This is a genomic window from Variovorax sp. 20P10.2.4, assembly GCF_058244205.1.
In genome coordinates this window covers 1-21,321 of the sequence record NZ_JBZAYE010000060.1, presented here as the reverse complement: position 1 = coordinate 21,321, position 21,321 = coordinate 1, and the positions used below count along the sequence as shown (strand labels likewise).

Below are 21,321 nucleotides of genomic sequence, written 5' to 3'. Positions count from 1 at the left end.
GCGGATCGACTGGCACGGCAACGAGGTCACGCTGGTGCACGAAGGCGACACGCTGCGCATCGACCGGCTGGTGCGCGAGCGCGCCAGCGGCACCTGGTGGATCCTCGACTACAAATCGGCCGCAAGGCCCGAGCGCGATGCCGCGCTCATCGCACAGATGCAGCGCTACCGCGCGGCCGTGCAGCAGGCCCATCCCGGTGCCACGGTACGCGCCGCGTTCCTGACCGGGCAGGGCGAACTGGTGAACCTCGAATGACTTCTTCTCCCACCGTCGCCGTGATCGGCGGCGGCCCCGCCGGCCTGATGGCGGCGGAAATCCTCTCCGCGGCCGGTGCGAACGTGCACCTCTACGACGCGATGCCCTCGGTGGGGCGCAAGTTCCTGCTCGCGGGGCGCGGCGGGCTCAACCTCACGCACTCCGAGCCCTTCGAGGCCTTCATGGGCCGCTTCGGCGAACGCCGCGCCGAGCTCGAGCCGATGCTCGCGGCCTTCGGTCCCGCGCAACTGCGCGAATGGGCCGCGGGCCTGGGCATCGAGACCTTCGTCGGCAGCTCGGGCCGCGTGTTTCCCACCGACATGAAGGCCGCGCCGCTGCTGCGCGCCTGGCTGCACCGGCTGCGCGAGGCCGGCGTGCAGTTCCACATGCGGCACCGCTGGATTGGCGATGCCGCGGTCTCGCCCGGCGTGCTGCGCTTCGACACGCCCACGGGCGAGGTCGAGGCCTCGGCCGATGCGGTGGTGCTCGCGCTCGGCGGCGCGAGCTGGGCGCGACTCGGTTCCGATGGTGCCTGGGCGCCGCGGCTGCAGGCGCAGGGCGTGGCGGTGGCGGAGCTGCAACCCGCCAACTGCGGCTTCGACGGCAGCGGCTGGAGCGCGCATTTCTCGGAGCGTTTCGCGGGCCAGCCCTTCAAGTCGGTGGCCGTGTCGTTCACCGACAGCCGCGGCCGGCAGTTCGCGCGCAAGGGCGAGTTCGTCGCCACGGCCGGCGGCATCGAGGGCAGCCTCGTCTACGCCGTCTCGGCCCTGCTGCGCGACGAGATCGCCGCTCACGGCAGTGCCACGTTGCTGCTCGACCTGTTGCCCGACCGCAGCGCCGAGCAGGTGCTGGCCGCGGTCAAACATCCGCGCGGCGCGCGTTCGCTCGGCAGCCATCTCAAGAGCCGGCTCGGCCTCGAGGGCATCAAGGCCGGCGTGCTCTACGAGGTGCTGAGCCGCGAGGCGATGCACGATCCGCTGCAGCTCGCGCAGGCGATCAAGGCCGTGCCGCTGCGGCTGCTGGCCGCGCGCCCGGTCGACGAGGCGATCAGCACCGCGGGCGGCGTGCGCTTCGGGGCGCTCGATGCGCACCTGATGACGAGCGCGCTGCCCGGCGTGTTCGTGGCGGGGGAGATGCTCGACTGGGAAGCGCCGACCGGCGGCTACCTGCTCACGGTCTCGATGGCCAGCGGCGTCGCGGCCGCGCGCGGCGTGCTCGCGCGGCTGGGTCTTGCGTGAGACCCAGGCCGTGATCGATGGAACGAGGAGCGGTTGGCGCGGCTCCCGTTTCGAGCCGAAACGAAAGCGCTGAAGAAGTTGACGAGCCTTACCGCCGCCCTCGAATCCAGTATGGTCAACAAAATCAATGACTTACGGGGACCGAGTTAAGGCTAGGTTCTACAGTTAGGTTGCACAGCCAATTTCATCCTAGCAGGAGCGCGGCTGAGAGGGAAGCGTTTGGCTAGCCGCCTCTCGCCTTCTTGGTCCACCATTCGCGCCCAGGCGGTGCGACTTCCTCACGCAAAATCTTCTCGATCAAAAAATCAATCTTCTGATTCACAAGGCTTTGCACGTGCTCGATTAGTTCTTTAGTTTGGATCTGACCATGCGAGCTCTCAATGTGGTCTGGTTGCATAAGTTCCCGGTAGAGATTGGGCTGTGCGATTGTCCGGGGATTCTGCGGAAAGACTAAAGCAATCTCAACTCGCTCAATTGGGGAGTCACCGCTGTGAGCCGCAAAGTTGTGGCGGTACTCCATCACACTGTCGTGGGTTTTGTGGAAACGAGTATCCAACTGAGATCGTTCGAGCTTGATTCTTCGAGCGCCGGTTTTTGCGAAGCACTTTCCGTAGAAAGTCAGCGTGGCGACCATCAAGCCCTTAATAATGTTGTACGTCTCTCGGTTTTTGCCTTGGCCGAAGTAGGGGCGTTGTTCGGCGGGACGAGGATCGGCTAGCGCTGTAATCTTTTCGATCCAGATTAGCGCGCTTCTGAGATCCTTCTCTATCAGCGAGTACCCTGCCAACTGTTTCGCCAAGGGGCTGTCAAGAACTACTCGACAACAGGCTTTGCGCTTGTAGAAATACGTGCGATGTATTTCTCCAGTCGTCTTGTTGACATTCGTCCGTACGGTGTATGGATCGGGGAGCGTCTTGAACTGGGTGACTACAGATATGAATTTATCTGCCTTCGGTGGTTCGGCATAAGGCATAAGTGATTCTTGATGATCCTCGTTTTCTGGCCTAGGTGCTTTTGACCAATATGCAAATCATCTCGAAAACGAAATGGTCTCGAATGAAAGAGTACCTGCGCTCGCCGAATGGCAAGGGACATTGCTGTTCCTTGCAACAAATTCAACTCTACCACAGCCCTTTTCTAGGCGTGGTTCCGTGTATAGCGAGGGTCCGTTTTTCTGGCGATCATTCGGCCCGCTACGTCACCTCGACGTGCCCCGAAACCTCCCTCGAAAGCACTTCATGGCATTTGATGTCCACCCCGAAAACCTCGTCCTCGAAGCCGACCTAGACCCCTATGGTGCGATCCTGTTATCAGGCGCGTTCGTCGCGTTTCACCATGATGTTTCCGAGTGGTACAGCAGTTGCATCATTGCGTGTGAACGAACCTTCCGCGCCGTGGAGTACTTGGGTGGCCCAGACGGTGACCCCTGCGAGTCCGGCGAGGCCGCGTCTTGGCTGATGCTGTTCATGCGTGAGGAACTGAGCTACAGCTAAGATGTGAAAGGCACACCTATGGATTCGGCATCTGCACCGTTTACCGATGCTGCTGCCCCGAACATCGGCCTCGTGAGCTATGAGCGCGTGACCGCAGAAATTCGCAAGGCCGCGCCGAGCATCACCGCTAGACAGATGCTGACCTTCATCGCGGTCGTGCGTATCAGCCCTTGCTCGCAGATCGAAATATGCAGGGTCACCGGCCTCACGAGGCAGGCCACATCGCGGCACGTTGCGAAGTTGGTCCGGGTCGGATTGCTCGCTCAACGCAGAGACCTCGACAACGGGAGGTGCCAAGTCGTCCGCCTCACGGCGTCGGGGAGACTCATCCCGGCGACCCTTGGCGACACCTCAAGACCGCCCGAGCGGAGCGAGCGAATCCAGCCTGCGCCGTGCGATGATCGGCGCCCCCACACCCTTTCGTACGTCTCGTCCATGAACGCAGATCCTGACTCTTTCACCGAAGACCAGCGCAAGTTCCTCGCGATTTTGGTAAGCGACCTGAATGGACCAACCTGCACGGGGAGCCTTCTGCGGCTCATGGAGAGCGTCGTCTACGAACTGAAGTCCGACTTCGATCTGGACCGCCAGTCCATCAGCGACGAGACAACACGCGCCGACCTTGAGGTTTGCTTCGCCGCATTGCAGTATTTGAAGGTCAAGCAAGCGGCAGACGATAAGGACTGACGTTCGAGGCTGTGCGAGGTCGGCAGGCCATTTTGGTTTCGTCGCAAAAATGCGAAAGCCCCCTCGAAGAAATCCGGGCGGCGAATCCCCCCCTGCCATCCCTCGCGTGCGCCCACCCGCGTACCGCGCCCGTCAACGCAGGCGGACCTTGCGTGCACCCACTGGCGCGTATAGGTTGGCGGTGCGCCAACTTACTGACTGCTGCGCACTGCCCTCACCACCGCAGCGGCTAGGGCGATGTGAGACGCGTTGTGCTGGTCGCAACGCGTGCCCACCACCTCAGGGAACACGCCCGCTACCGCTGCCCATACTGTGGCCTCATCGGTGTCCTCCAGGTGCGCCAAGCGGGATGTCATCGCGCTGATCCAGTCTTCAGCTGTGACCGGCGCCCCGCCGCTGCTCGCTTGCTTCACCATCGCCGTTGCCTCACCTCCGGTCGGCACACCTGGGAAGACGGCTGTGTTAGCTATAGCCATCCTCTTTCGCGCCAGGAGCATCACGAATCGCCAGCGGCTTGCCGTCAATGCACTTGCTTGGCTGAGCGGGATGCGTGTAAACGAAGCCTTCATAACTTAAGAACGACTGCCGAGGAGTTGTGCGCGTGAAACCCTCATCAAGCAACGTGCGTTCAAGCGACGTGTATTCACGGGAGTTGAGATGGAGTTCAAATTCGTACGTACCAAGGGAGCCCTGGGTATGGCCCTTGACTACAGACGATTCGCTCTCAGAAGTGCTCGCAAAGGCCGCGAGCAACGACTGATTGAGCCTTGCTGTCCTGACGTGCTCAGGGGCATCTGGCGGTGTGGGGAGCCACTTCTCAACCTCATAGAGGGCTTGACGAAGCAGCATCGCCAAGTCCTCGGGGGAGGCGGCATCAATGCTCAAAGACAAGGCGCGAGCGTCGTTTTTCATGGTCCATGGATTTAGTGGGGGTCGTGCTGAAGATCATAGTGGTGTGTCCGAAATTGACCGGATTCGGACACCCTCTGGCAGGGTGTTCAAAAAATAGCTTGACGGTATTTTGAACATCTATGATGATTCGGACATCCTTTCCGTACATCAAGAGGCCATCTCATGTCCCGTGTGTTCGCATACTGCCGCGTATCTACCGCCGAGCAGACCACAGAGAACCAAGTCAAGGAGATCGCTGCGGCGGGCTTCAGCGTCACCCCTCAGCGCACCATCGAGGAAACCGTGTCGGGGTCCGTAGCGGCCTCGGAACGTGCGGGCTTCGGGATGCTCCTCAACAAGCTAGAGGCGGGAGATGTTCTCGTGGTCACCAAACTGGACCGCCTCGGGCGTAACGCGATGGATGTTCGGGCGACCGTCGAGGGCCTCGCTGGGATGGGCGTGCGGGTGCATTGCTTGGCTCTTGGGGGGGTAGACCTCGCGAGCCCTGCGGGGAAGATGACGATGGGCGTTATCGCTGCTGTCGCAGAGTTCGAGCGGGACCTTCTTATCGAGCGAACTCAGGCGGGAATCGCTCGGGCGAAGTCGGAAGGGAAGACTCTCGGGAGGCCGCAAGCGTTGCAAGGGAAAGTCATTGACGACGTGCGCGAGCGTCTTCAACGAGGCGAGGCAGTAGCTGCCATCGCTCGTGTCCACAACACGAGCCGCCAGACCGTCATGCGGTTAAGAGACGCTATCGCAACACGATAGATTGGAGATGGAATTGTTGTTCAAGCGAAAGAGCTTCTATCGAGTGCGAGGTGAACTGCCCTCAGGAATTTCCAATCAGGACGTCCGATTTTATAATTATAAGTGGCCTGTCAATGTAATTTACTATGAGCGTGTCGAGGAGGCTCCTCCTTCAATAAATGTTCTGATGAAATCCAAAAAGTACCTTGGATTTGGTCGGTGTATATATTGTTATGAAAATCATGCGGAAGAGTTTCTGACCGATGAGCATATAATCCCATTGGCGCTAAATGGCTCTCTTGTCCTAAAAAAGGCGGCGTGCGAGAGTTGCAGGAAGGTTTCAAACGAAACATATGAAAATCAACTGCTGCAAGGCGAATTTTTGGTGCCGCGTTTACTCTTGGGGCTGAATAGAAGGCACAAGAAGAAGAATAAAAGGCTGCCAAAATACAGCTATGACGAGGCGTATTTTACAGAACTTAAAGGCGCGACAGTTGAGCTTGGGGTGGATGAGTTTCCAACAGCATTTATCATCCTAATTCCTGCTGAAGGCCCCATGTTGCTCGATCCTGTTGAACGCAAGGAGACTACGCTTTCCGCGAGGATGTATGGGATTGGAAGATTTCGGTGGAATGACAAGGGTGGTGGATACTATACGAAATCAGACCTTCGTGCATTCGCTCTCTCCTATGTAAAGGCTGGCTATTGCTATGCTCTTGCGGAATTGGGGTGTGATTATTTCGATGGTTCCGAGGTCAGAGATCTATTGTTGGGGAAGCGAAAAGATTGTTATCGTTTTTTTGGAATTTCTGACGATCAAGAGAGTAGTGGGGATGTCGATCTGCATGTGCTGAAATTGGCTGAAAAAAGGGGGTTCGTCGTTGCAAGGGTTCGGCTCTTTTCTGCAATTGGATTGCCTTGGTTTGACGTAGTGCTGGGTCGCAAGAGAATTTAGCCGCCACGGCGGGGACCATGTAGCCGCCCGTCTTGCGGATCGTGGGGAGAACCTGCTGGGTGACCCAGCGTTTGAACTCCTTGGCTTCCGGCTTGCTACTTCGGAGGATCAGCGAATACAGGCCGGACTCGCTGACGGTGTACTGCCTCCTACTATTTTTAGTAGTAGGGTCGCGGACAACCTGGGTCAGCACCTCGTCTTGATCTAGTCGCTTCGTGTGCGCCTGATAGGACCCATTGAGATTGTTGGGCGGAAGCCCGAGCGCATCGCAGACATCCTTGGCGACAAACCAGGGCTAGCCATCGCGCTCGATGACACGAAGGTCCAGACCAGGGGCGAACTTGAAGGTTTTCATTTCTGTTCCTTTGAGATGCGGCTAGGTCAAGCGGTAGGGCGAACAACAGTGCGGCGGCGGTCTTTAGGTGGGCTGAACCCACCAAATCCCCAGTGACTTCATCCATATCCAGGCGCTGCCGGACTTCTCGGGTATGCACCCCGGTGGCGTCGCACACATCCACGACAACAAACCACGGCTCGCCGTTGTGATCGATCACACGGAGGTCGGGAACATGTGGATTTGTGTCATGGCGCCAAGGCCCTCAGGAGCCCGTTCAAGGCGGGCAAAAAAAACCGTGTAGGGGTGTGCAGGAAGGTCGGGATGCAGGCTTGGCGGGGCCGAGAGGGGCCTGGGCGATTAACCCACTCATTAGGTGAAGCCAATGGGAATCCGGCAACCGCATCCCACTCGACCTCGCCGCCGAGCGAGTGATTACCACCCCCATTAGGTAGAGCCAGCGAAACTATCGAATGGTGCGATGGAGTCGTGATGCGTAAGGGGAGGGGGATCACCTAAAGGTGTCAAGAAGATTTCCTTCACGATTCCAGAAGGTACATCTCTCATGAGGATGATCAGAAAAAGAAGAAACCTTAGAGATTCATCCTGAAGATGAACCAGTTGATGACCTCTCAACAGTGCCTTGCGGTCGAGCCAACTGGGGTCCTTCAGTCTTCACCCTCACGGCGAGATTCATTCATGGTCTCACCCGTGCAACGGCCTCCCTCCGTTGTCCTATCGCCAACGGCTTGATACCCGTCCCGCTCACCTCTACGTGATACCAAGCCGTTGCCGATAGGGCGCACCCCGACCATCCCTTGGCGAAGCCCCGCAAGCGTCTCCGTGGCGTTTGGTGGGGCTTCGTCGCTTCCATCCTTCAACCAATGAAATCAATGAACGATGTACCTCATACGCCCGGCGAGGAAATCCTCATCGAGCGCAAGATCACGTTTCGCAATTCCACCTTCGGGGGCCTGAAGACCTACATCCGGGAGCACGAACACCGGACAGGAGAGCGGCTGACGAATGCCGCAGCCGTAGATCGCCTGCTACGTGCTCAGTTGGCCTATATGGTCAATCGCCGGGCGGCACACGAGATGATGACCTTGGCAAACCCGAAAGCCGCCGCTGCGCTCCAGAGCGTAGACAACAAGGAAGGTGCAGCGTGAGGAAACGCGATGGACGTTCCTTGCTCAGCACGATCAACACGGTTCCTACCTCCACGATGCTGACCCTCGGGCTTGCGCAGTCACAGGCCGAACGCATCATCCGAGTGCGCCGGGTACTGCCCTTGATGGACGACCGCAGAATTCCCAACCTTGACGCTCGCAAGCTTTGGGAGCGCATCGGACGGCCACACGGGCGATTCCGAGACTGGGCTGACCACTACATCAAACCAATGATGGAGCGCTCAGGGACTTGCGCGGAAATAGGCGCGAAACTCGTTCAGCCTAAGATCGGGCGCCCCTCCAAGGAGTACATACTGAGCCGCGATGTGGCGGCCCACCTGTCCATGATGGCGAACACGCCTGAGGGCGAGGACATCCGAGCATACTTCCTCGACATGGAAGACCTCGCGCACCGTCTCACAGTTCACCTCGGGGTCCGCGTTTCGGCCATTGTGGAAACCGATGCCCAGGTCGCCCACCTGTTCCGCAAACGTGCAGGCGACGACGCCAGGGCGGGACGCATCTCGAAAGAGGCCGTGTGCTCTCAGGCGACGGAGCGGGAGAAGCTGCTGAAGGGCATCGTGTGTGAAGTTCTAACGGGGCACTCTACGGCGCACTGGCGACAGGCCTTCGGGCGCGGTGTGCGAGATGTGCTCGACACAGGAGACGCGAAGCTCTACGCCAAATGCTACGAGTCGGCCCGTGCTGCCATTGAATCGCGCTTGATCACCACTCAGCAGGCGCTACGGAAATTCTTGGCGGCTTCATATGGAGGTCGGGTCGATCTTGCGACGTACCAGCAGACCGGCTAATGCAGCCGCGAAGGGCGGCCGGTGTCGCCCTCAATTTTCCACATTGTGATGAGCCCGAGAGGGAATCTGTTTTTAAAAGACGAAGGCCCTCAGGCTGACCCTTAAAACTCCCGATAGCCCATCCCTCCGAATCTTTTTCTCCGAGCCCCGATGCCTTCCCCGGTGTCGGGGCTTTCTTCTTTGTCCCTACGAACCTACGAGCCCCAACATGGCAGACAAGCAACCTCGGCGCGTGCTCCGCGCTTACTCCCTTCCGGTCGAACTTTTCGACCACCTCCAGGCCGTCAAACGGCAACGCCAATCGGACATCGATCGACGCATCGGCAAAGTTGCTTGCGAAGGCGATGCCGAATGGGTTAGCACCAGCGAGGCCCTAAGCGGCATCGTGTATGCCCATCGTCTGCTCACCTCGGCCGCTGAGCGGGGCGGCATGTCTGTAGACCAACTGGCGGGCGCACTCGCCATTCATGGGTTCAAGGTGGCGCTTCCGCGCGGAACCGTGGAGGTGGGAGCGTGAGGGCACCGAACACAAGCGCTGCGAGCCTCCTCCCGCAAGACGCGGCAGAGCATCTTGCGGCATATCAGCGTGACTGCGGTCATGCGAACCAGCTTGAGGCGCTGATAGAAATCATCCGCACTCATGCTGTCATCGCCGAGATGACTGCCCGTGAGGGTAGCTCGATGTCAGTCATTGAGAAAAACACGCGTGTCGCCAATGAATGGCACAAGCAGGGCGTTCGTGGAACTCCTGCCATGCCCGACACAACCGGCGCCGTCGCGCATTGAGAGGCGAGCATGTGTGAACCAGTAACTATCGGCGCTCTCACCATCACAGCCGGTCAGATGGCCGCCGCCGCCACTGCGGTTAGTGCTGGGATGGCGCTCTATGGTCAGAAGCAAAACGCGAAGGCCGTGAACTCGGCCAACGAGGCGAAGCGTGTCGCCACCCACGCGGCGGCGGTGGAGAACTACACGCAGGCCAACCGCCAGGGCATCGAGGACCGCGAGAACGCCTCCGTAGAAGCCACCCTCATCGACCGCGAAAGGGCATCCCGTTTGGGGGCCGCTCGGGTCTCCGCTGGTGCTGCCGGGATCGGGGGAGCTTCGGTTGACGCCCTGCTGCTCGACCTGTCCGGCAAGGGCCTTGAAGCGGGCACCACGAGCGAGATGAACTACGCACGCCAGCAGGCCGCACTGCAGGATCAGGTGAACAACATCGGGATCAGCCAGCGCAGCCAACTCAGCGCCATCCGCGACATCGGCGGGCCGGGCGTAGCGGACTACATCGGAGCGGGCCTGCGGGTGGGCGGCGCCTACGCCAACACCCAGATCAAGCAAGACCAAAGGATTACGCGATGAGTCGCCTTCAAATCTCCGATCAGTTCGGCGGCGAGCGGCTGCAAACGCAGGCTCGACCGGTGGCCCTCACGGAACAGGTAGCGGCGCCCCGTGAGGACGGCCGTTGGAAAGCCCTTGCGGATGCCTTCGCAAATGGCGCTGGCCTGGCTGACACCTTGCGCCAGCAGAAGGAAGTGGAGGATGCCGAGGCCGCGAAGCGCTGGGCGCAGTCCATGACGGTCTCCGAGCTGGGCAAGGCCATCAAGGAAGGCAAGATGCTGCCCTCGCAGTCGCCCGTCTTTGTGGGCACCGCGCAGCACATCTGGGGGGTCAACTCCTACGAGGCCGGCATGCGCGACCTCACGTCCAAGCTCACCAGCGGGGAACTCAAGTTCGACTCCCCAGAGGCCGCCGACCGCTACCTCACGGAGTGGCGCAACACGACCCTGTCCGGGGCCAGCAAGTACGCCGTTGCGGGCTTCGATAAGAGTTACGCTCAGTCCCGCGACAAGGTGATGGATCAGGTCAGCAAGATCAACGATCAGAAGTGGGTGGAGAACGCTTCGGTACAGGCCTCCGACTACCTCGCGAACAGCCTCAACAAGGTCGCCTCGCCGGACTTCAAGGGAACCCCTCAGGACGCCATCGCGGCGGTCATGAAGGACTACCAGCTCCTCCGCCATACGAAGACCCTGCCGGATGCTGCGGGCAAGCAAGCCCTGGCGGACCTCGGTACGCGGCTCGCCACGAGTGGGCGCAAGGACCTCCTCTCGGCGTTCCTCGACAGTGACCTAGAGGGCATCGGTTCGGTGCGTGGGATGCTGGGCGAGACGAAGGCTGCGACCTGGCAGAACCACGCCACAACGGTCTACGACGGCCAGCAGCGCAAGCGGATCGATGACGAGGTGCTGCCGTTCTACACGCAGGCAAGCGCCGGCCACCTCAGTCCAACGAAGTTCCGCGAATGGGCGCTGTCCCCGCAGAACAAGGACTACATCTCCGCCGCCACGATTCATTCCATCGAGCAATCCAACCTCTCAGCCATCGCGCACCAGCAGAAGGAGTTCGAGAAGTCGCAGATCGCGGGTGCCGTTGCCGCTGCGGACGCAAGCGCCGACCGAGCCATCGAGGGCGCATTGATGAACGGGAACCTGCCCATGGTGATGGGGACCCGCAAGCCTCAGGTTCTCTCGAAGGCTGGGGAGGTCAAAGACCTGACGGACAGTGACGTGAAGGAACGGGCCGAGAAGATCGCCGTTCGGCGCACCGAAGGGATGCCCTTCGAGCAACAGGTCGGGTTCTTCGCTCAGAACGGCCTTAAGAACCCCAATTGGGAAGCCACGATCAACGCCGGATTCTTCAACCTGAACACCATCGGCGTGGACTCCAAGGGGAAGCCTACCGGTGTTCTGAACGACGCCGGAAAGCAGGCCGTGGACCTGTTCAAGAAGCTCGACACCTACGGCGACTACGCCAAGAGCCTCATGTCGGAGAAGCAGTACCAACGTTTCAGCGACATCGCGTTCCTCAACCGCATGGGGCGTAGCGTCGATGACGCCGCAGGCATCTCGACGGCGGCCGATGTGGCGGCCATCGAAGGAAGTGACGTGGACAAGCTGGTCAAGAAGGTTCACGCACAGGTGGGCCAGATTCAAGCGGACCCGTTCTACAAATGGGATTGGGCACAGCGGGCGTGGGGCGACAACACGGTGGCGAACACCGTGCAGATGACCAGCACGCTCCGCCGCTACGCCACACTCCTGGCGCACAGCGGGCAGTACGGGGATGCCTACTCGGCCATCACGGCGGCATTCCAGCAACTCGCCAATCCCGCGATCTCTACAAAGGTCAATGGGACGGTGTACCTCCGTAGCGAGATGCCGGTGGGACCTCCCTCGCGTACCCCCGAGGAGTGGTTCGAGCGATTCATCAACGAAGTCCCAAAGGCTCGCGCCAAGGAGCTTTCGGCGAGCAATCATGATGTTCGTCTCGAATGGAATGCGGCCTTCAAGGCATATCAGGCGTACATCGGAGGGATGCCGATGACTAATTCCGATAACTCGCTCGCCGTGTATTCGAAGGCCGAGATTCAGGGGTGGTACGCCACTCAGCACAAGATCGATGTGACGCAGGCCGCCGCGAAGGGGGCCGCACGAGTGCAGGACATCCGAGACACCCGCGCCGCTGGCGAGCGAGCTGCGGAATGGGCACGCAACGAAATGGGCAAGCCGAAGCCGCCCAAGGCCGAAGCCGCCCCGGCGCCTCTCGTGCCCCCCTCCATGGCCGTCTTTACGGACTTTTGGAAGACGCCTGAAGGCCAAGCCGAGGCCGCCCGCATTCGCGGGAAGTAACCACACCCCCGAGGGCTCACCTCGGGTTCATCTCAAGGAACATACATGGGTCAACCGACCTCGACGGGGGAAGTCCGTCAGTTCACTCTCGACATCGAGAGGAAGTATGGCCTGCCGGAAGGCACGCTCTACAAGCAAGCAGACATCGAATCCAGCTTCGGCAAGAACATGCTCAGCCCCAAGGGGGCGCGAGGATGGTTCGGATTCATGCCGGCGACAGCGAGGGAATACGGCCTGGCAGACCCCGACGACTTCGCCTCGTCCGCCGATGCCGCTGGTCGAAAGATGCGTGACCTCCTGAAGAAGCACGATGGCAACCTCGATTACGCCCTTGTGGACTACAACGGCGGCGGGAAGGCCGTCTCCGCGCTGCGAGCCGGGAAGCCCTGGCAGGAGTCGGCAGGCTACCTGGCGAAGTTCCATGGGAAGACCCTGGAGGAAATCGCCGGGCGTACCTCGCTGTCGCCCATCCCGATGGGAGAGCAGTTCACCTCTCAGGTCACGCACTCATCATCGGTTGTGCCACTCGCTTCCGAGCTTGCTTTGGCACAGCGCCAACGCGAAGCCACCTATGGGGGCCTCGTAAACGGCGTGTCCTCTCTGCCAACCGCCGTCCGTCTTGGCTTTGAGACTCAGAACACCGTCTATAACTTCTTCAAGGACCAAGGCGTCAGCAGCGCCTCAACGGAACTGTTTGGCTGGAATACGAAGGAGGCTCAAGCCCTTCTCAGTGAATTCCCGGCGGACCATTGGGGGTACCTTTTGCAGGGAACCACACCGGATGGCGTGAACCTTCGCGCTCAAAGGCTCCGCGAGGTCATGGAGAAAGAGAAGGCGTTGGGGAGCATGGGTCTTGGCCCCGCCTTGATAGGCGGCATCGTTGGCGGTCTGCCCGATCTACCGACGCTCCTTGCCTTCGTCCCTACGGCTGGTGCAGCGAGCTTCCTTATCAAAGCATCTCGACTGACCAACGTTGCGCGCCTGGGCTTGATGGGAGCGGCATCCAACGTGGCCTATGACTCGGTGATGAATCAGTTCAAGCCCACGGCAACCGTCGATGACCTCTATGTGTCGGGCCTATTTGGGTTGGGGCTGGGAGCGTTGTCGGGTGGCCTTGTCAGTCCTCGCCGTATGGGTGTGCTGGGCGAGGACCTAGAACGCCTGCGCCAGTGGGGTCTCGGAGAAGGTAAGAAGGGCCTGAAAGGAGAACTCGAGGAGTTCGCCGGGCGGTCTGGCGTGAAGCCTCCCGAGGGCTGGTCAAAGGGCGTCGATGACTGGCTCAACAACCGGCCCGGCAAAGCCCCTGAAGTTCCCCCTGTGGGAATCATCCGGGAAGGCCCCTCTGCGCCCCTCCCGCGCCCCGGTATCGATGAGGGCAGGCTACCCCCTTTGGAACGCCCCGAACCTCCTACGCGAGCGCCTGGCGATGTTCCCGCGAAGAACCCTACCGGCAAGCCTTGGGATGAACAGTGGGACAAGCCGATCCGGCGGAACAACCGGGGCGCCCCCAACATCCTCGACCTCCCGCCCCTGCGCAAGGTCAGTCACCTCGCCGACTACGTTCGCACCTACTCGGCCAACCCGGACATCGTGGCGCTCATGGATCGCGCCCTGAAGGGCATTGACCTGCGCAAGCTGCGGTTCGACGTGGTTGACCCGCGTGTCCGCCTGGACGGGCTCAACGTGGACTCCAGCGTAGCGCAGAAGCTGAACGGGGCCTATGGTTTGGTCTCCACGCCCCACGGCTCCTCAGGCGAGGGCATCCAGCTCGCCCTTCGCGGCTACGGCTGGGGCCGAGACGCTCACGGACTCAATGAGGAGACCTTCGTCCACGAGCTGCTGCACGCAGCCACCGTGTACAAAATGCTGCGTGTGCAGAGCGGGAAGACACAGGGCATGCACCCGAAGTCCGTGCAGGCCATTCAAGAGCTGGAGAAGCTGCACAAGGACGTGTCTGCTATCGGCATCCCTCCTCGGTTCCAAACGCAGATGAGCGACTCATTCGAGTTCATCAGCTACGGCTTGACGCAGCGGCCGTTCCAAGAGTGGCTCAAGTCCATCAACGTGGACGGTCCCAAAACCACCCTTTGGACCCGCTTTACCGAAAGCCTGCGGAAGCTCCTCGGGATGTCCCCGAGCGAGGGCACCGCATACGCGAAGCTCATCGACCTCAGTGACCACCTCCTGCGGAAGTCGGGGATCGAGAACAAACCGAAGGTCACCCCGCAGTCCTTCGAGCCAGCCGGTGAGCACATCACCAAAGCAGACCTTGACGCGGCAGACGCATCGGGCATCCCCCCAGTGTTCGGCTGGGGCCTCGGCTTGGAACACAAGCTGATGAACAAGAAGCTCCCCCCTTCTGTCCGCTCCCTCGCATCGAAACTGTTCGGCACCACGGTGGGCCACAAGGGCCACGCGGTGGTGGAGCGGAATGCCTGGGACGAGACCATCCAGCGGGCCGAAGGGTGGACCGCCGACATGCGAAAGACAACCTATGCGGCCTTCGGGAAGTGGTTCGATGCGTCCGGACGGAAGTTCCACGAGAAGGGCGAAGCGTTCGAGGAGTTCGGGACGCTGGTCGGCAACTACGTGCGAGGCTTCGAGGGGGACTTCCCGGCTGAGGTGAAGCAGGCCGGCAACCATCTGCGGAAGCTGTACGCGGACGTGGCCGACGAAATCAACAACCCGGCGAAGCGTAGCGGCGGGATGAAGCGCGGCCTGACAGAGACCGAGGTCCTCGACGAGGTAACCGGGGAGCGCCTATGGGTCGGAAAGCTGGAGAAGAACGCGAACTACCTGCCGCGCAAGCACGACGCCAGGAAGTGGGACGAGATGGTCCGCACCTGGGGCCGCGAAGCGGTCGAAGGCTGGTGGGCCAATGCCTTCCGAAAGGCCAACCCCGAGCGCACCTCCGAGGACGCCTCGAAGTGGGCCGGGTGGTACGTGCGGACGGTCGAAGAAGCGCACATGAATCGGTCGGCCGATCACCTCGAAGAGATGATGACGGGCTACGACGAAAAGGCCCTTCTGGAATCCCTGATCCGCAACGGTGGGTTCACCGAGGCGCAAGGCCGCCAGGTCATCCGGGACATGTTCAAGGACCCGTCTTCGGATGCCGGCCGCACCGCCTCTAGCCTCCGCCACCGGAACACGGTCAACGAGACTCATGCGGAGCGATGGAAGAAAGGCGATGAGGACGTAGAGGTCACCCTCAACGACTTCATCCAGTCCAACGCCCTGGATGTCTCTGAGTCGTACTTCCGGCGCACCGCCTCAAGCATCGCCCTGGCCGACCGTCTCGACATCTACAAGCAGTCCGACATCGGGCGCCTGATCGATGACGCCACAGCGAAGACCTTCGGGCAGGACGGGTTCAGCGAGGCTGCCGCAGTGCAGGCCAAGAAGGACCTCAAGTTCGCCGTGGACCGCATCCAAGGGATCCCCCAAGAGGAGTTCTCCACGCTCAACAAAGCGATGGCGCAGTGGCGCGACTTCAACGTCATCCGCCTAATGGGCGGCGCAGTGTGGAATCAGGTCACAGAGCTCTCGCAGATCGTTGGATCGATGGGATGGAAGGCCACGCTGGGCGCGGTCGGCGAGCTGCGAGCGCTGCGCCGGGACATCGCTACCGGCAAGGCGCCTCATGACTTCCTCGACCACCTTGAGAACACCATCGGAGGCGTCGGGTCGGAGTACGTGGCACGCCTCGACTTCAGCCCCAAGGACGACTGGGTTCGCTACAAGGGCGACACGGCCATGAACCGGCGCCTCGATGCGCTCGACAGTGGCACGAAGAAGGTCGCGAAGGGTGTCCTCGACTACACCGGGATGACCGGAACGATGATCCAGCAAAAGCGGATTCACGCCATCGCGCTCATGAACCACTTCGTAAACGCTGCAACGGGTGAGCCGAGCAAGTTTCTCTCGAAGGAGCGCCTGGCATGGATGGGCATGAGCGAGGCCGACTACTCGGCGCTGAACAAAGGCATCGCAGCGCATACCAAGGGAGCCTCTACGGGTGACTTCGGGAAGAAGACGGACTTTGACTTCAAGGGGTTCGCGAAGGAGTCCCCCGAGCTGAACTCGATGCTCATGAACGCCCTCCATCGCGAGACCCGCCGCGTGGTGCAGGAGAACGACTTGGCCTCCATGGTTCCCCTCATGGGCACCACGTTGGGCAAGACGATCTTCCAGTTCATGAACTTCTCGATTCACGGCTGGAACAAGTCGATGCTGTTCGCGATGAACTACAGGGACTTCTCGACACTCTCGACGGTCCTCCACGGTTCGTTCTTCGCCTCGCTGGCCTACATGGGCCGCACGCAGCTCAGCGCCATGGGCATGGACGAATCGCAGCGGGAGGAGTACCTGAAGAAGCGCATGAGTACCAAGCAGATCGTTGCGAATAGCTTTGGTCGAATCAGCCAAGCCTCTCTTCTTCCGACCGCTTACGACACCACCTTGGGCAACTTCACGGGGGCCATGTTCGCGGGCACACGGACCACCTCGGACGTGACCAGCTTCGCAAGCAACCCAACGCTACAGGCGGTCAACGGCGTGTTGTCGCTTGGGAAGATGGTGCGCAACGCCGCATCGGATGACTTGCAGACCACGCAACGCGATGTGAAGACCTGGGGGAAGCTGATCCCCCTCAACAACACAGCACTCGTTTCGCCGTTTCTAAACGCCCTCGCGAACGACTTCCCCACCAACGAAGACGCCACGAAGTAACCCTTCCACGTCCGCCTCAAAGCCCCCGTAGGTTCACGCCTCGGGGGCTTTTTTTTAATCCTGCAAGGGGACCGAGTTACTCCCGGAGGGCAGCTCATTTCATAACATAATGCCATTGACCGCTTGCCTGCAAGACTCACACCCAAAGGCGAAGAATTCTTGGACCATGATGGAGGGCGCCACATAACTCTTAGACGGCTAGCAGCGACCTGCAACGGTCGCGAACGTGCCGGGTTAGGGGTTTGTTGATTCGCCGGCCCAGCCGCATTCCCGCAAGAGTTGTAGTAATGCGGGTAGAGCAATCTCTAGTTGCTTCTCCGCCAAGTCAGGGAGGTATTGATTCTCTGGAGGGGGTGCAGTGGGGAAATCGCCTCGCTGTTGGGCAGACATCAAAACCTCCCTGAGTCGGGCGTTTTCCTGCGTGAAATCTTCCATGTATATGCAGTGGTCCAAGATGAGCCGGTCTTTCCTGGCTGTCATGAACGCGCGCACCTGTGCTATGGCTTCCATCTGAGCCTCGTAGAATCCATAAATAGCTCTTTGCAGTAGGTTCTTTGATCCCGGCCAGTTCTGGATAGCCGTCTGATAGGCCCGTTCACGCAAGGCATGATTTTGAATCTGACCGATGCCGATCCCTAAGGCTTCGAAAAGGGGATTTTTCCGCTTCGCCGCGCCTGACCAATAGCTATCCATCCAAGCGATATCGGAAGAGAAGAGATCTTCGGTGATCCATTCTGTATCCGCGACCGTCAATTGCTCTGCGGAAAATCGAACTTCGGAAATGTAGTCTTTTTTCCAGCCTGGAATACGCCATTCAGAGAGGGCTCGCAAGGCGTCTTTCATAGAGGTGAACATGTAGACGCAGCGCAGCCGCGATACCGCATGTGGGTGGCCCTCGATGCGAGATTTCTCCAGTACCAGCTCGCGCTTGAGCCATCGTGGGCGAGAAAGAGCAAAGGACTCCCGCAGCTTGCTGGACAGAAAAAGGCTTATGAAATTTGCGTGGTTATCCGGCCCTGGGTCGCCCACTGAGCGAAGTCGGCCAATCGCCACCTCCCACGCTACAAGGGGATCATCGATGTTCAAGTATGCGAAGAACTTCTCGGGCATAGAGGGTGTTGCTCATGCTACGGGGCTCACAGTGAGCAACCCGAGGCCGGGGTATTGGATTGCCTCGACGGCCCCCTGAACCTCTTGCAGCGTTCGGTGGTCGTAGATCACGGTGCCGATGCTGCCTACCGTCTTGTGTCCGGTGACCTTGTCCATGGTGCCCTCGCTATGGCCCGCTTTGCGCATCAGTGGGCGAACTGTGTGCCGGAAGCAGTGGAAGTCGGGGCGAGTGCCGGTGAGACCCAGGGCGTTGCGATGTTCCTTGAACCAGCGCCCGAAGTAGTCGCTCGGCTTCCCTTCGCGCAATGGGAGGGCCGGCCATAGGGATTCGCTGCGGGAGTCCCTGACGGTCTGCACGTATCGTAGAAATCCGAGCCGCACCAACTCGCTATGAATGGGCACGCTGCGGTGTCCCGCTTCACTCTTGATGCTCTGGCCTTCGCCTTCGTTGGTCAGCACGAGCACATCGATGCCCTCGACCTTCTGAACATCGACCGTCCGAAGCTGGCAGAGTTCTCCCAGGCGGGTTCCCGTGAAGATACCCAAGAGGGGTATCCAGTAGGCCGCCTCCCGGCCACCATAGCGAGCGTCGGGGAGGGCGTAGGCGGTGTGCAGCGGTGCAGCGAACAACGTCGCCAGTTCGGCATTCGTCCACGGCCTCCGCTTGTTCGTCGTTGTGGTCTTGATGTCCAAGCCGCGCCACGGCTGCTTAGGTATCCATTCGAGGGTTTCATGAGCGAACTTCAAGAGGGACTTGATGTTCGTCAGCCGGTCACGAGCGGTCTTTGTTGTGTTGCAGTTCTCGCGCAACCATGTTCGGTACGTGTCGCCGATCTCTCGTGTGATGTCGGCAAGGGCGAGCCCCTTGTGCTGCCCCTCGAACTGCTTCAGGGCACGGTCATAGACTGCGAGAGAGTCGGTGGAGCGCGCCTTGTCGCCTGACACTTTCCACTTGTCGTAGACATCGCGCAGGGTCCGGGCTTTGGCCTTGGCGACGGTTGTGACGAGCTGTGAGGTGTGCGGAACTGCCGGGGTTTCAATGGCCTCACCAGCATCTCTCTTGGCGGCCTCTTGTCGTGCCTTCCGATACGCCAGCAGGCATGCGGCTAGAGCCTCCTGGGCGCCTTCTCCGTTGGGATCGAAGGCGATCCCCAGCTTGAGCGCCTCAAAGCGCACCAAGGGAAGGACGGCGGCACGCCTGCGCTTTGCCAGATCGACCCCTGCGCGGGCATCAAGCAGGGCGTTCAATCCCGCCAAGGTTTCGGCGTCGTCGTCGCTCAGGCCAGCCCCAGGTGAGGTGTCGCGCAGGGGAGGGCGGTAGGGCGTAGGGCCGCCGATGCAAAGCGCGGTCCGCCCCCGGTGTTCGGCGGCCTTTACCGTATCGGTGAATGGGGTAAGTATTGTGGCGTCATCGCGTAAGGCGTCGTCCTGTCGGAGCACCCGAGCGCGGACCCTGAGGGCCAGCTCTGGCGTGATGACCGAAAGCGGTAGGGGCTTTAGTTCGCGGCGCTTTGCTGCGAATTCAGCCAGCCATTCGGCTCGCTTCATGGTGCCCCGCGTGGTGGCCTCTCGGCGATCGCTAGTGCCTAGAGCGAGGTTCACCGCTCGCCTACCGTAGACCTCGCGAAGGTCGGGTGGGATAACGATGTTGAGGTACCACCGCGATCCCCGCGCATTGAGCCCCGTGAGGGTGCCTGCCATGTCTTTCTCCAAGGTCATGGCTGTGCGAGGTTCTACAGGAAGGTTCTACAGACCGAGGCTCGTAACCCCTTGTCAGCGCGTAAGTTCTTGAGAACTCACGGCTTTCTCGATGTTAGTTGACGAGCCTTACCCCTGGCACTGACTACGCAGTTAGGGCTGCTTGGTTCCCCACCTGACCCGGTTGGCCACTTCACCATGCAGGGAGGCCCGTCAGCGGCGATTCTAACCTCGCTCGCGTTGCCCCCTTCGCCGGGGCGGTGAATCGATCGATGAGAAACATCGAAGAGGCGGACGCCGAAGGCCCCCTTCGCGGCTTTTAGAATGGGCGCAATGTCCTATATCGTGCTCGCCCGCAAGTTCCGTCCGAAAACCTTCGCTGAGATGGTCGGTCAGGGGCACGTGGTGCAGGCGCTCGAGAACGCGCTCACCACCCAGCGCCTGCATCACGCCTACCTGTTCACCGGCACGCGCGGCGTGGGCAAGACCACCGTCTCGCGCATCCTGGCCAAGTCGCTCAACTGCCAGGGGCCGGACGGGCAGGGCGGCATCACCGCCACGCCCTGCGGCGTGTGCCAGGCCTGCCGCGACATCGACGCCGGCCGCTTCGTCGACTACACCGAGCTCGACGCGGCCTCGAACCGCGGCGTCGACGAGGTGCAGTCGCTGCTCGAGCAGGCGGTCTACAAGCCGGTGCAGGGCCGCTTCAAGGTCTTCATGATCGACGAAGTGCACATGCTGACCAACACCGCGTTCAACGCGATGCTGAAGACGCTCGAAGAGCCGCCCGAGTACCTCAAGTTCGTGCTGGCCACCACCGATCCGCAGAAGGTGCCGGTCACGGTGCTGTCGCGCTGCCTGCAGTTCAACCTGCGCCCGATGGCGCCCGAGACGGTGCTGGAGCACCTGACCTCGGTGCTGCAGACCGAGCAGGTGCCGGCCGAGCCGCAGGCGCTGCGCCTACTCGCGCGCGCGGCGCGCGGCTCGATGCGCGACGCGCTCTCGCTGACCGACCAGGCGATCGCCTTCGGCAACGGCGAGCTGGTCGAGGCCGGCGTGCGCCAGATGCTCGGCAGCGTCGACCGCGGCCATGTGTTCCGCCTGATCGAGGCGCTCGCGCAGGGCGACGGCAAGACCGTGGTCGAGACCTCCGAGGCGCTGCGCATCGACGGCATGTCGGCCGCTTCCACGCTCGAGGAAATGACCGCGGTGCTGCAGGCCATGGCGGTGCTGCAGGCCGTGCCTTCGCGCGCCGAGGCCGCCACATCCGCCACCGATCCCGACGCGGCCGACACCGCGCGGCTCGCGCTGCTGATGCCGGCCGACGAAACGCAACTGCTCTACAGCCTGTGCCTGCACGGCCGCGGCGAGCTCGGCCTCGCGCCCGACGAATACGCCGCGCTCACGATGGTGCTGCTGCGGCTGCTGGCGTTCAAGCCTTCGCAGAACGCGGCCGGCTCGGCCTCCGCGGAAAAAAAAACTCTGAATGAAGCCCCGGCGGCGGCGCCGGC

Annotated in this window: 18 protein-coding genes, 1 other RNA gene and 1 pseudogene; 14 read left to right on the top strand and 6 right to left on the bottom strand. The window is 61.0% G+C overall.

From position 1 onward, the window contains the following. Together AC27VN_RS08815 and AC27VN_RS08810 are read left to right on the top strand one after the other, a co-directional pair. On the top strand, positions 1 to 256 hold a 256-nt coding region (locus tag AC27VN_RS08815), incomplete at its 5' end, for a PD-(D/E)XK nuclease family protein (RefSeq protein WP_490876290.1). Beyond that, positions 253 to 1,494 (top strand): TIGR03862 family flavoprotein, encoded by a 1,242-nt coding sequence (locus AC27VN_RS08810; protein WP_490876289.1) that lies wholly within the window; start codon positions 253 to 255, stop codon positions 1,492 to 1,494. The genes AC27VN_RS08815 and AC27VN_RS08810, both read left to right, overlap by 4 nt. A 223-nt stretch (positions 1,495 to 1,717) precedes the next feature. On the opposite strand, the gene AC27VN_RS08805 is transcribed toward AC27VN_RS08810, so the two are convergent. Continuing rightward, entirely contained in the window at positions 1,718 to 2,467 is a 750-nt protein-coding gene (locus AC27VN_RS08805) for a hypothetical protein (RefSeq protein WP_490876288.1), read from the bottom strand. Positions 2,468 to 2,732: 265 nt separating this feature from the next. Here AC27VN_RS08805 and AC27VN_RS08800 point away from each other — a divergent pair, with 265 nt between their 5' ends. Together AC27VN_RS08800 and AC27VN_RS08795 are read left to right on the top strand one after the other, a co-directional pair. Continuing rightward, positions 2,733 to 2,987, top strand: a complete 255-nt coding sequence (locus AC27VN_RS08800; RefSeq protein WP_490876287.1) for a hypothetical protein — start codon at positions 2,733 to 2,735, stop codon at positions 2,985 to 2,987. Positions 2,988 to 3,005: 18 nt separating this feature from the next. Then, positions 3,006 to 3,674, top strand: a complete 669-nt coding sequence (locus AC27VN_RS08795) for a MarR family winged helix-turn-helix transcriptional regulator (RefSeq protein ID WP_490876286.1) — start codon at positions 3,006 to 3,008, stop codon at positions 3,672 to 3,674. A 462-nt stretch (positions 3,675 to 4,136) separates the two neighbouring features. On the opposite strand, the gene AC27VN_RS08790 is transcribed toward AC27VN_RS08795, so the two are convergent. Further along, the gene (locus tag AC27VN_RS08790; RefSeq protein ID WP_490876285.1) at positions 4,137 to 4,586 is read right to left on the bottom strand and encodes a hypothetical protein; all 450 of its coding nucleotides are present in this window, start codon (positions 4,584 to 4,586) and stop codon (positions 4,137 to 4,139) included. Between the two features lie 162 nt (positions 4,587 to 4,748). On the opposite strand from AC27VN_RS08790, the gene AC27VN_RS08785 reads away from it, so the two are divergent. Both AC27VN_RS08785 and AC27VN_RS08780 read left to right on the top strand, forming a co-directional pair. Continuing rightward, complete coding sequence (locus AC27VN_RS08785) at positions 4,749 to 5,333, top strand: recombinase family protein (RefSeq protein WP_490876284.1); 585 nt, start codon at positions 4,749 to 4,751, stop codon at positions 5,331 to 5,333. Between the two features lie 166 nt (positions 5,334 to 5,499). Next, the gene (locus AC27VN_RS08780) at positions 5,500 to 6,267 is read left to right on the top strand and encodes an HNH endonuclease (protein WP_490876283.1); all 768 of its coding nucleotides are present in this window, start codon (positions 5,500 to 5,502) and stop codon (positions 6,265 to 6,267) included. Positions 6,268 to 6,370: 103 nt separating this feature from the next. On the opposite strand, the pseudogene AC27VN_RS08775 reads toward AC27VN_RS08780, so the two are convergent. Then, positions 6,371 to 6,502 (bottom strand): annotated as a pseudogene (locus AC27VN_RS08775) (hypothetical protein); the annotation flags it as partial. Positions 6,503 to 7,494: 992 nt separating this feature from the next. Between AC27VN_RS08775 and AC27VN_RS08770 the strand changes: the two are divergent. The 7 genes from AC27VN_RS08770 (at position 7,495) to AC27VN_RS08740 (ending at position 17,002) form a co-directional block, all read left to right on the top strand. Continuing rightward, a complete protein-coding gene (locus AC27VN_RS08770) occupies positions 7,495 to 7,770 on the top strand; it encodes a hypothetical protein (protein WP_490876282.1) in 276 nt (91 codons plus the stop codon). Between the two features lie 20 nt (positions 7,771 to 7,790). After that, on the top strand, positions 7,791 to 8,582 hold the full coding sequence (locus tag AC27VN_RS08765) for an antA/AntB antirepressor family protein (RefSeq protein WP_490876281.1): 792 nt from the start codon (positions 7,791 to 7,793) through the stop codon (positions 8,580 to 8,582). A 208-nt stretch (positions 8,583 to 8,790) separates the two neighbouring features. After that, positions 8,791 to 9,099 carry a hypothetical protein gene (locus AC27VN_RS08760; protein WP_490876280.1) on the top strand — a complete coding sequence of 103 codons (309 nt, stop codon included), beginning with the start codon at positions 8,791 to 8,793 and terminating at the stop codon, positions 9,097 to 9,099. Continuing rightward, a complete protein-coding gene (locus AC27VN_RS08755) occupies positions 9,096 to 9,368 on the top strand; it encodes a hypothetical protein (RefSeq protein ID WP_490876279.1) in 273 nt (90 codons plus the stop codon). The genes AC27VN_RS08760 and AC27VN_RS08755 overlap by 4 nt, the downstream gene beginning before the upstream one ends. A 9-nt stretch (positions 9,369 to 9,377) precedes the next feature. Next, positions 9,378 to 9,941, top strand: coding sequence for a virion core protein, T7 gp14 family (locus tag AC27VN_RS08750; protein WP_490876278.1), 564 nt, complete (start codon positions 9,378 to 9,380; stop codon positions 9,939 to 9,941). Then, the gene (locus AC27VN_RS08745; RefSeq protein WP_490876277.1) at positions 9,938 to 12,271 is read left to right on the top strand and encodes a hypothetical protein; all 2,334 of its coding nucleotides are present in this window, start codon (positions 9,938 to 9,940) and stop codon (positions 12,269 to 12,271) included. The genes AC27VN_RS08750 and AC27VN_RS08745 overlap by 4 nt, the downstream gene beginning before the upstream one ends. A gap of 45 nt (positions 12,272 to 12,316) precedes the next feature. Continuing rightward, complete coding sequence (locus AC27VN_RS08740) at positions 12,317 to 17,002, top strand: transglycosylase SLT domain-containing protein (RefSeq protein WP_490876276.1); 4,686 nt, start codon at positions 12,317 to 12,319, stop codon at positions 17,000 to 17,002. A gap of 234 nt (positions 17,003 to 17,236) precedes the next feature. Here the strand turns inward: AC27VN_RS08740 and AC27VN_RS08735 are convergent, their stop codons facing one another. The 3 genes from AC27VN_RS08735 to ffs form a co-directional block, all read right to left on the bottom strand. Further along, a complete protein-coding gene (locus tag AC27VN_RS08735) occupies positions 17,237 to 18,112 on the bottom strand; it encodes a DUF2441 domain-containing protein (protein ID WP_490876275.1) in 876 nt (291 codons plus the stop codon). Positions 18,113 to 18,124: 12 nt separating this feature from the next. Then, on the bottom strand, positions 18,125 to 19,813 hold the full coding sequence (locus AC27VN_RS08730) for a DUF6538 domain-containing protein (protein WP_490876274.1): 1,689 nt from the start codon (positions 19,811 to 19,813) through the stop codon (positions 18,125 to 18,127). A 115-nt stretch (positions 19,814 to 19,928) separates the two neighbouring features. Further along, an RNA gene (gene ffs, locus AC27VN_RS08725) (signal recognition particle sRNA small type) lies at positions 19,929 to 20,025 on the bottom strand. 118 nt (positions 20,026 to 20,143) lie between these two features. Here ffs and dnaX point away from each other — a divergent pair. Continuing rightward, positions 20,144 to 21,321: DNA polymerase III subunit gamma/tau (dnaX, locus tag AC27VN_RS08720; RefSeq protein WP_490876273.1), on the top strand; the 1,178-nt coding region annotated here is incomplete at its 3' end.

Coding starts and splice junctions, on each gene's coding strand:
- AC27VN_RS08790 (WP_490876285.1), bottom strand. CDS start 4,586: ATGAAAAACGACGCTCGCGCCTTGTCTTTGAGCATTGATGCCGCCTCC.
- AC27VN_RS08770 (WP_490876282.1), top strand. CDS start 7,495: ATGAACGATGTACCTCATACGCCCGGCGAGGAAATCCTCATCGAGCGC.
- AC27VN_RS08750 (WP_490876278.1), top strand. CDS start 9,378: ATGTGTGAACCAGTAACTATCGGCGCTCTCACCATCACAGCCGGTCAG.
- AC27VN_RS08810 (WP_490876289.1), top strand. CDS start 253: ATGACTTCTTCTCCCACCGTCGCCGTGATCGGCGGCGGCCCCGCCGGC.
- AC27VN_RS08735 (WP_490876275.1), bottom strand. CDS start 18,112: ATGCCCGAGAAGTTCTTCGCATACTTGAACATCGATGATCCCCTTGTA.
- AC27VN_RS08745 (WP_490876277.1), top strand. CDS start 9,938: ATGAGTCGCCTTCAAATCTCCGATCAGTTCGGCGGCGAGCGGCTGCAA.
- AC27VN_RS08785 (WP_490876284.1), top strand. CDS start 4,749: ATGTCCCGTGTGTTCGCATACTGCCGCGTATCTACCGCCGAGCAGACC.
- AC27VN_RS08760 (WP_490876280.1), top strand. CDS start 8,791: ATGGCAGACAAGCAACCTCGGCGCGTGCTCCGCGCTTACTCCCTTCCG.
- AC27VN_RS08795 (WP_490876286.1), top strand. CDS start 3,006: ATGGATTCGGCATCTGCACCGTTTACCGATGCTGCTGCCCCGAACATC.
- AC27VN_RS08800 (WP_490876287.1), top strand. CDS start 2,733: ATGGCATTTGATGTCCACCCCGAAAACCTCGTCCTCGAAGCCGACCTA.
- AC27VN_RS08730 (WP_490876274.1), bottom strand. CDS start 19,813: ATGGCAGGCACCCTCACGGGGCTCAATGCGCGGGGATCGCGGTGGTAC.
- AC27VN_RS08780 (WP_490876283.1), top strand. CDS start 5,500: ATGAAATCCAAAAAGTACCTTGGATTTGGTCGGTGTATATATTGTTAT.
- AC27VN_RS08805 (WP_490876288.1), bottom strand. CDS start 2,467: ATGCCTTATGCCGAACCACCGAAGGCAGATAAATTCATATCTGTAGTC.
- AC27VN_RS08740 (WP_490876276.1), top strand. CDS start 12,317: ATGGGTCAACCGACCTCGACGGGGGAAGTCCGTCAGTTCACTCTCGAC.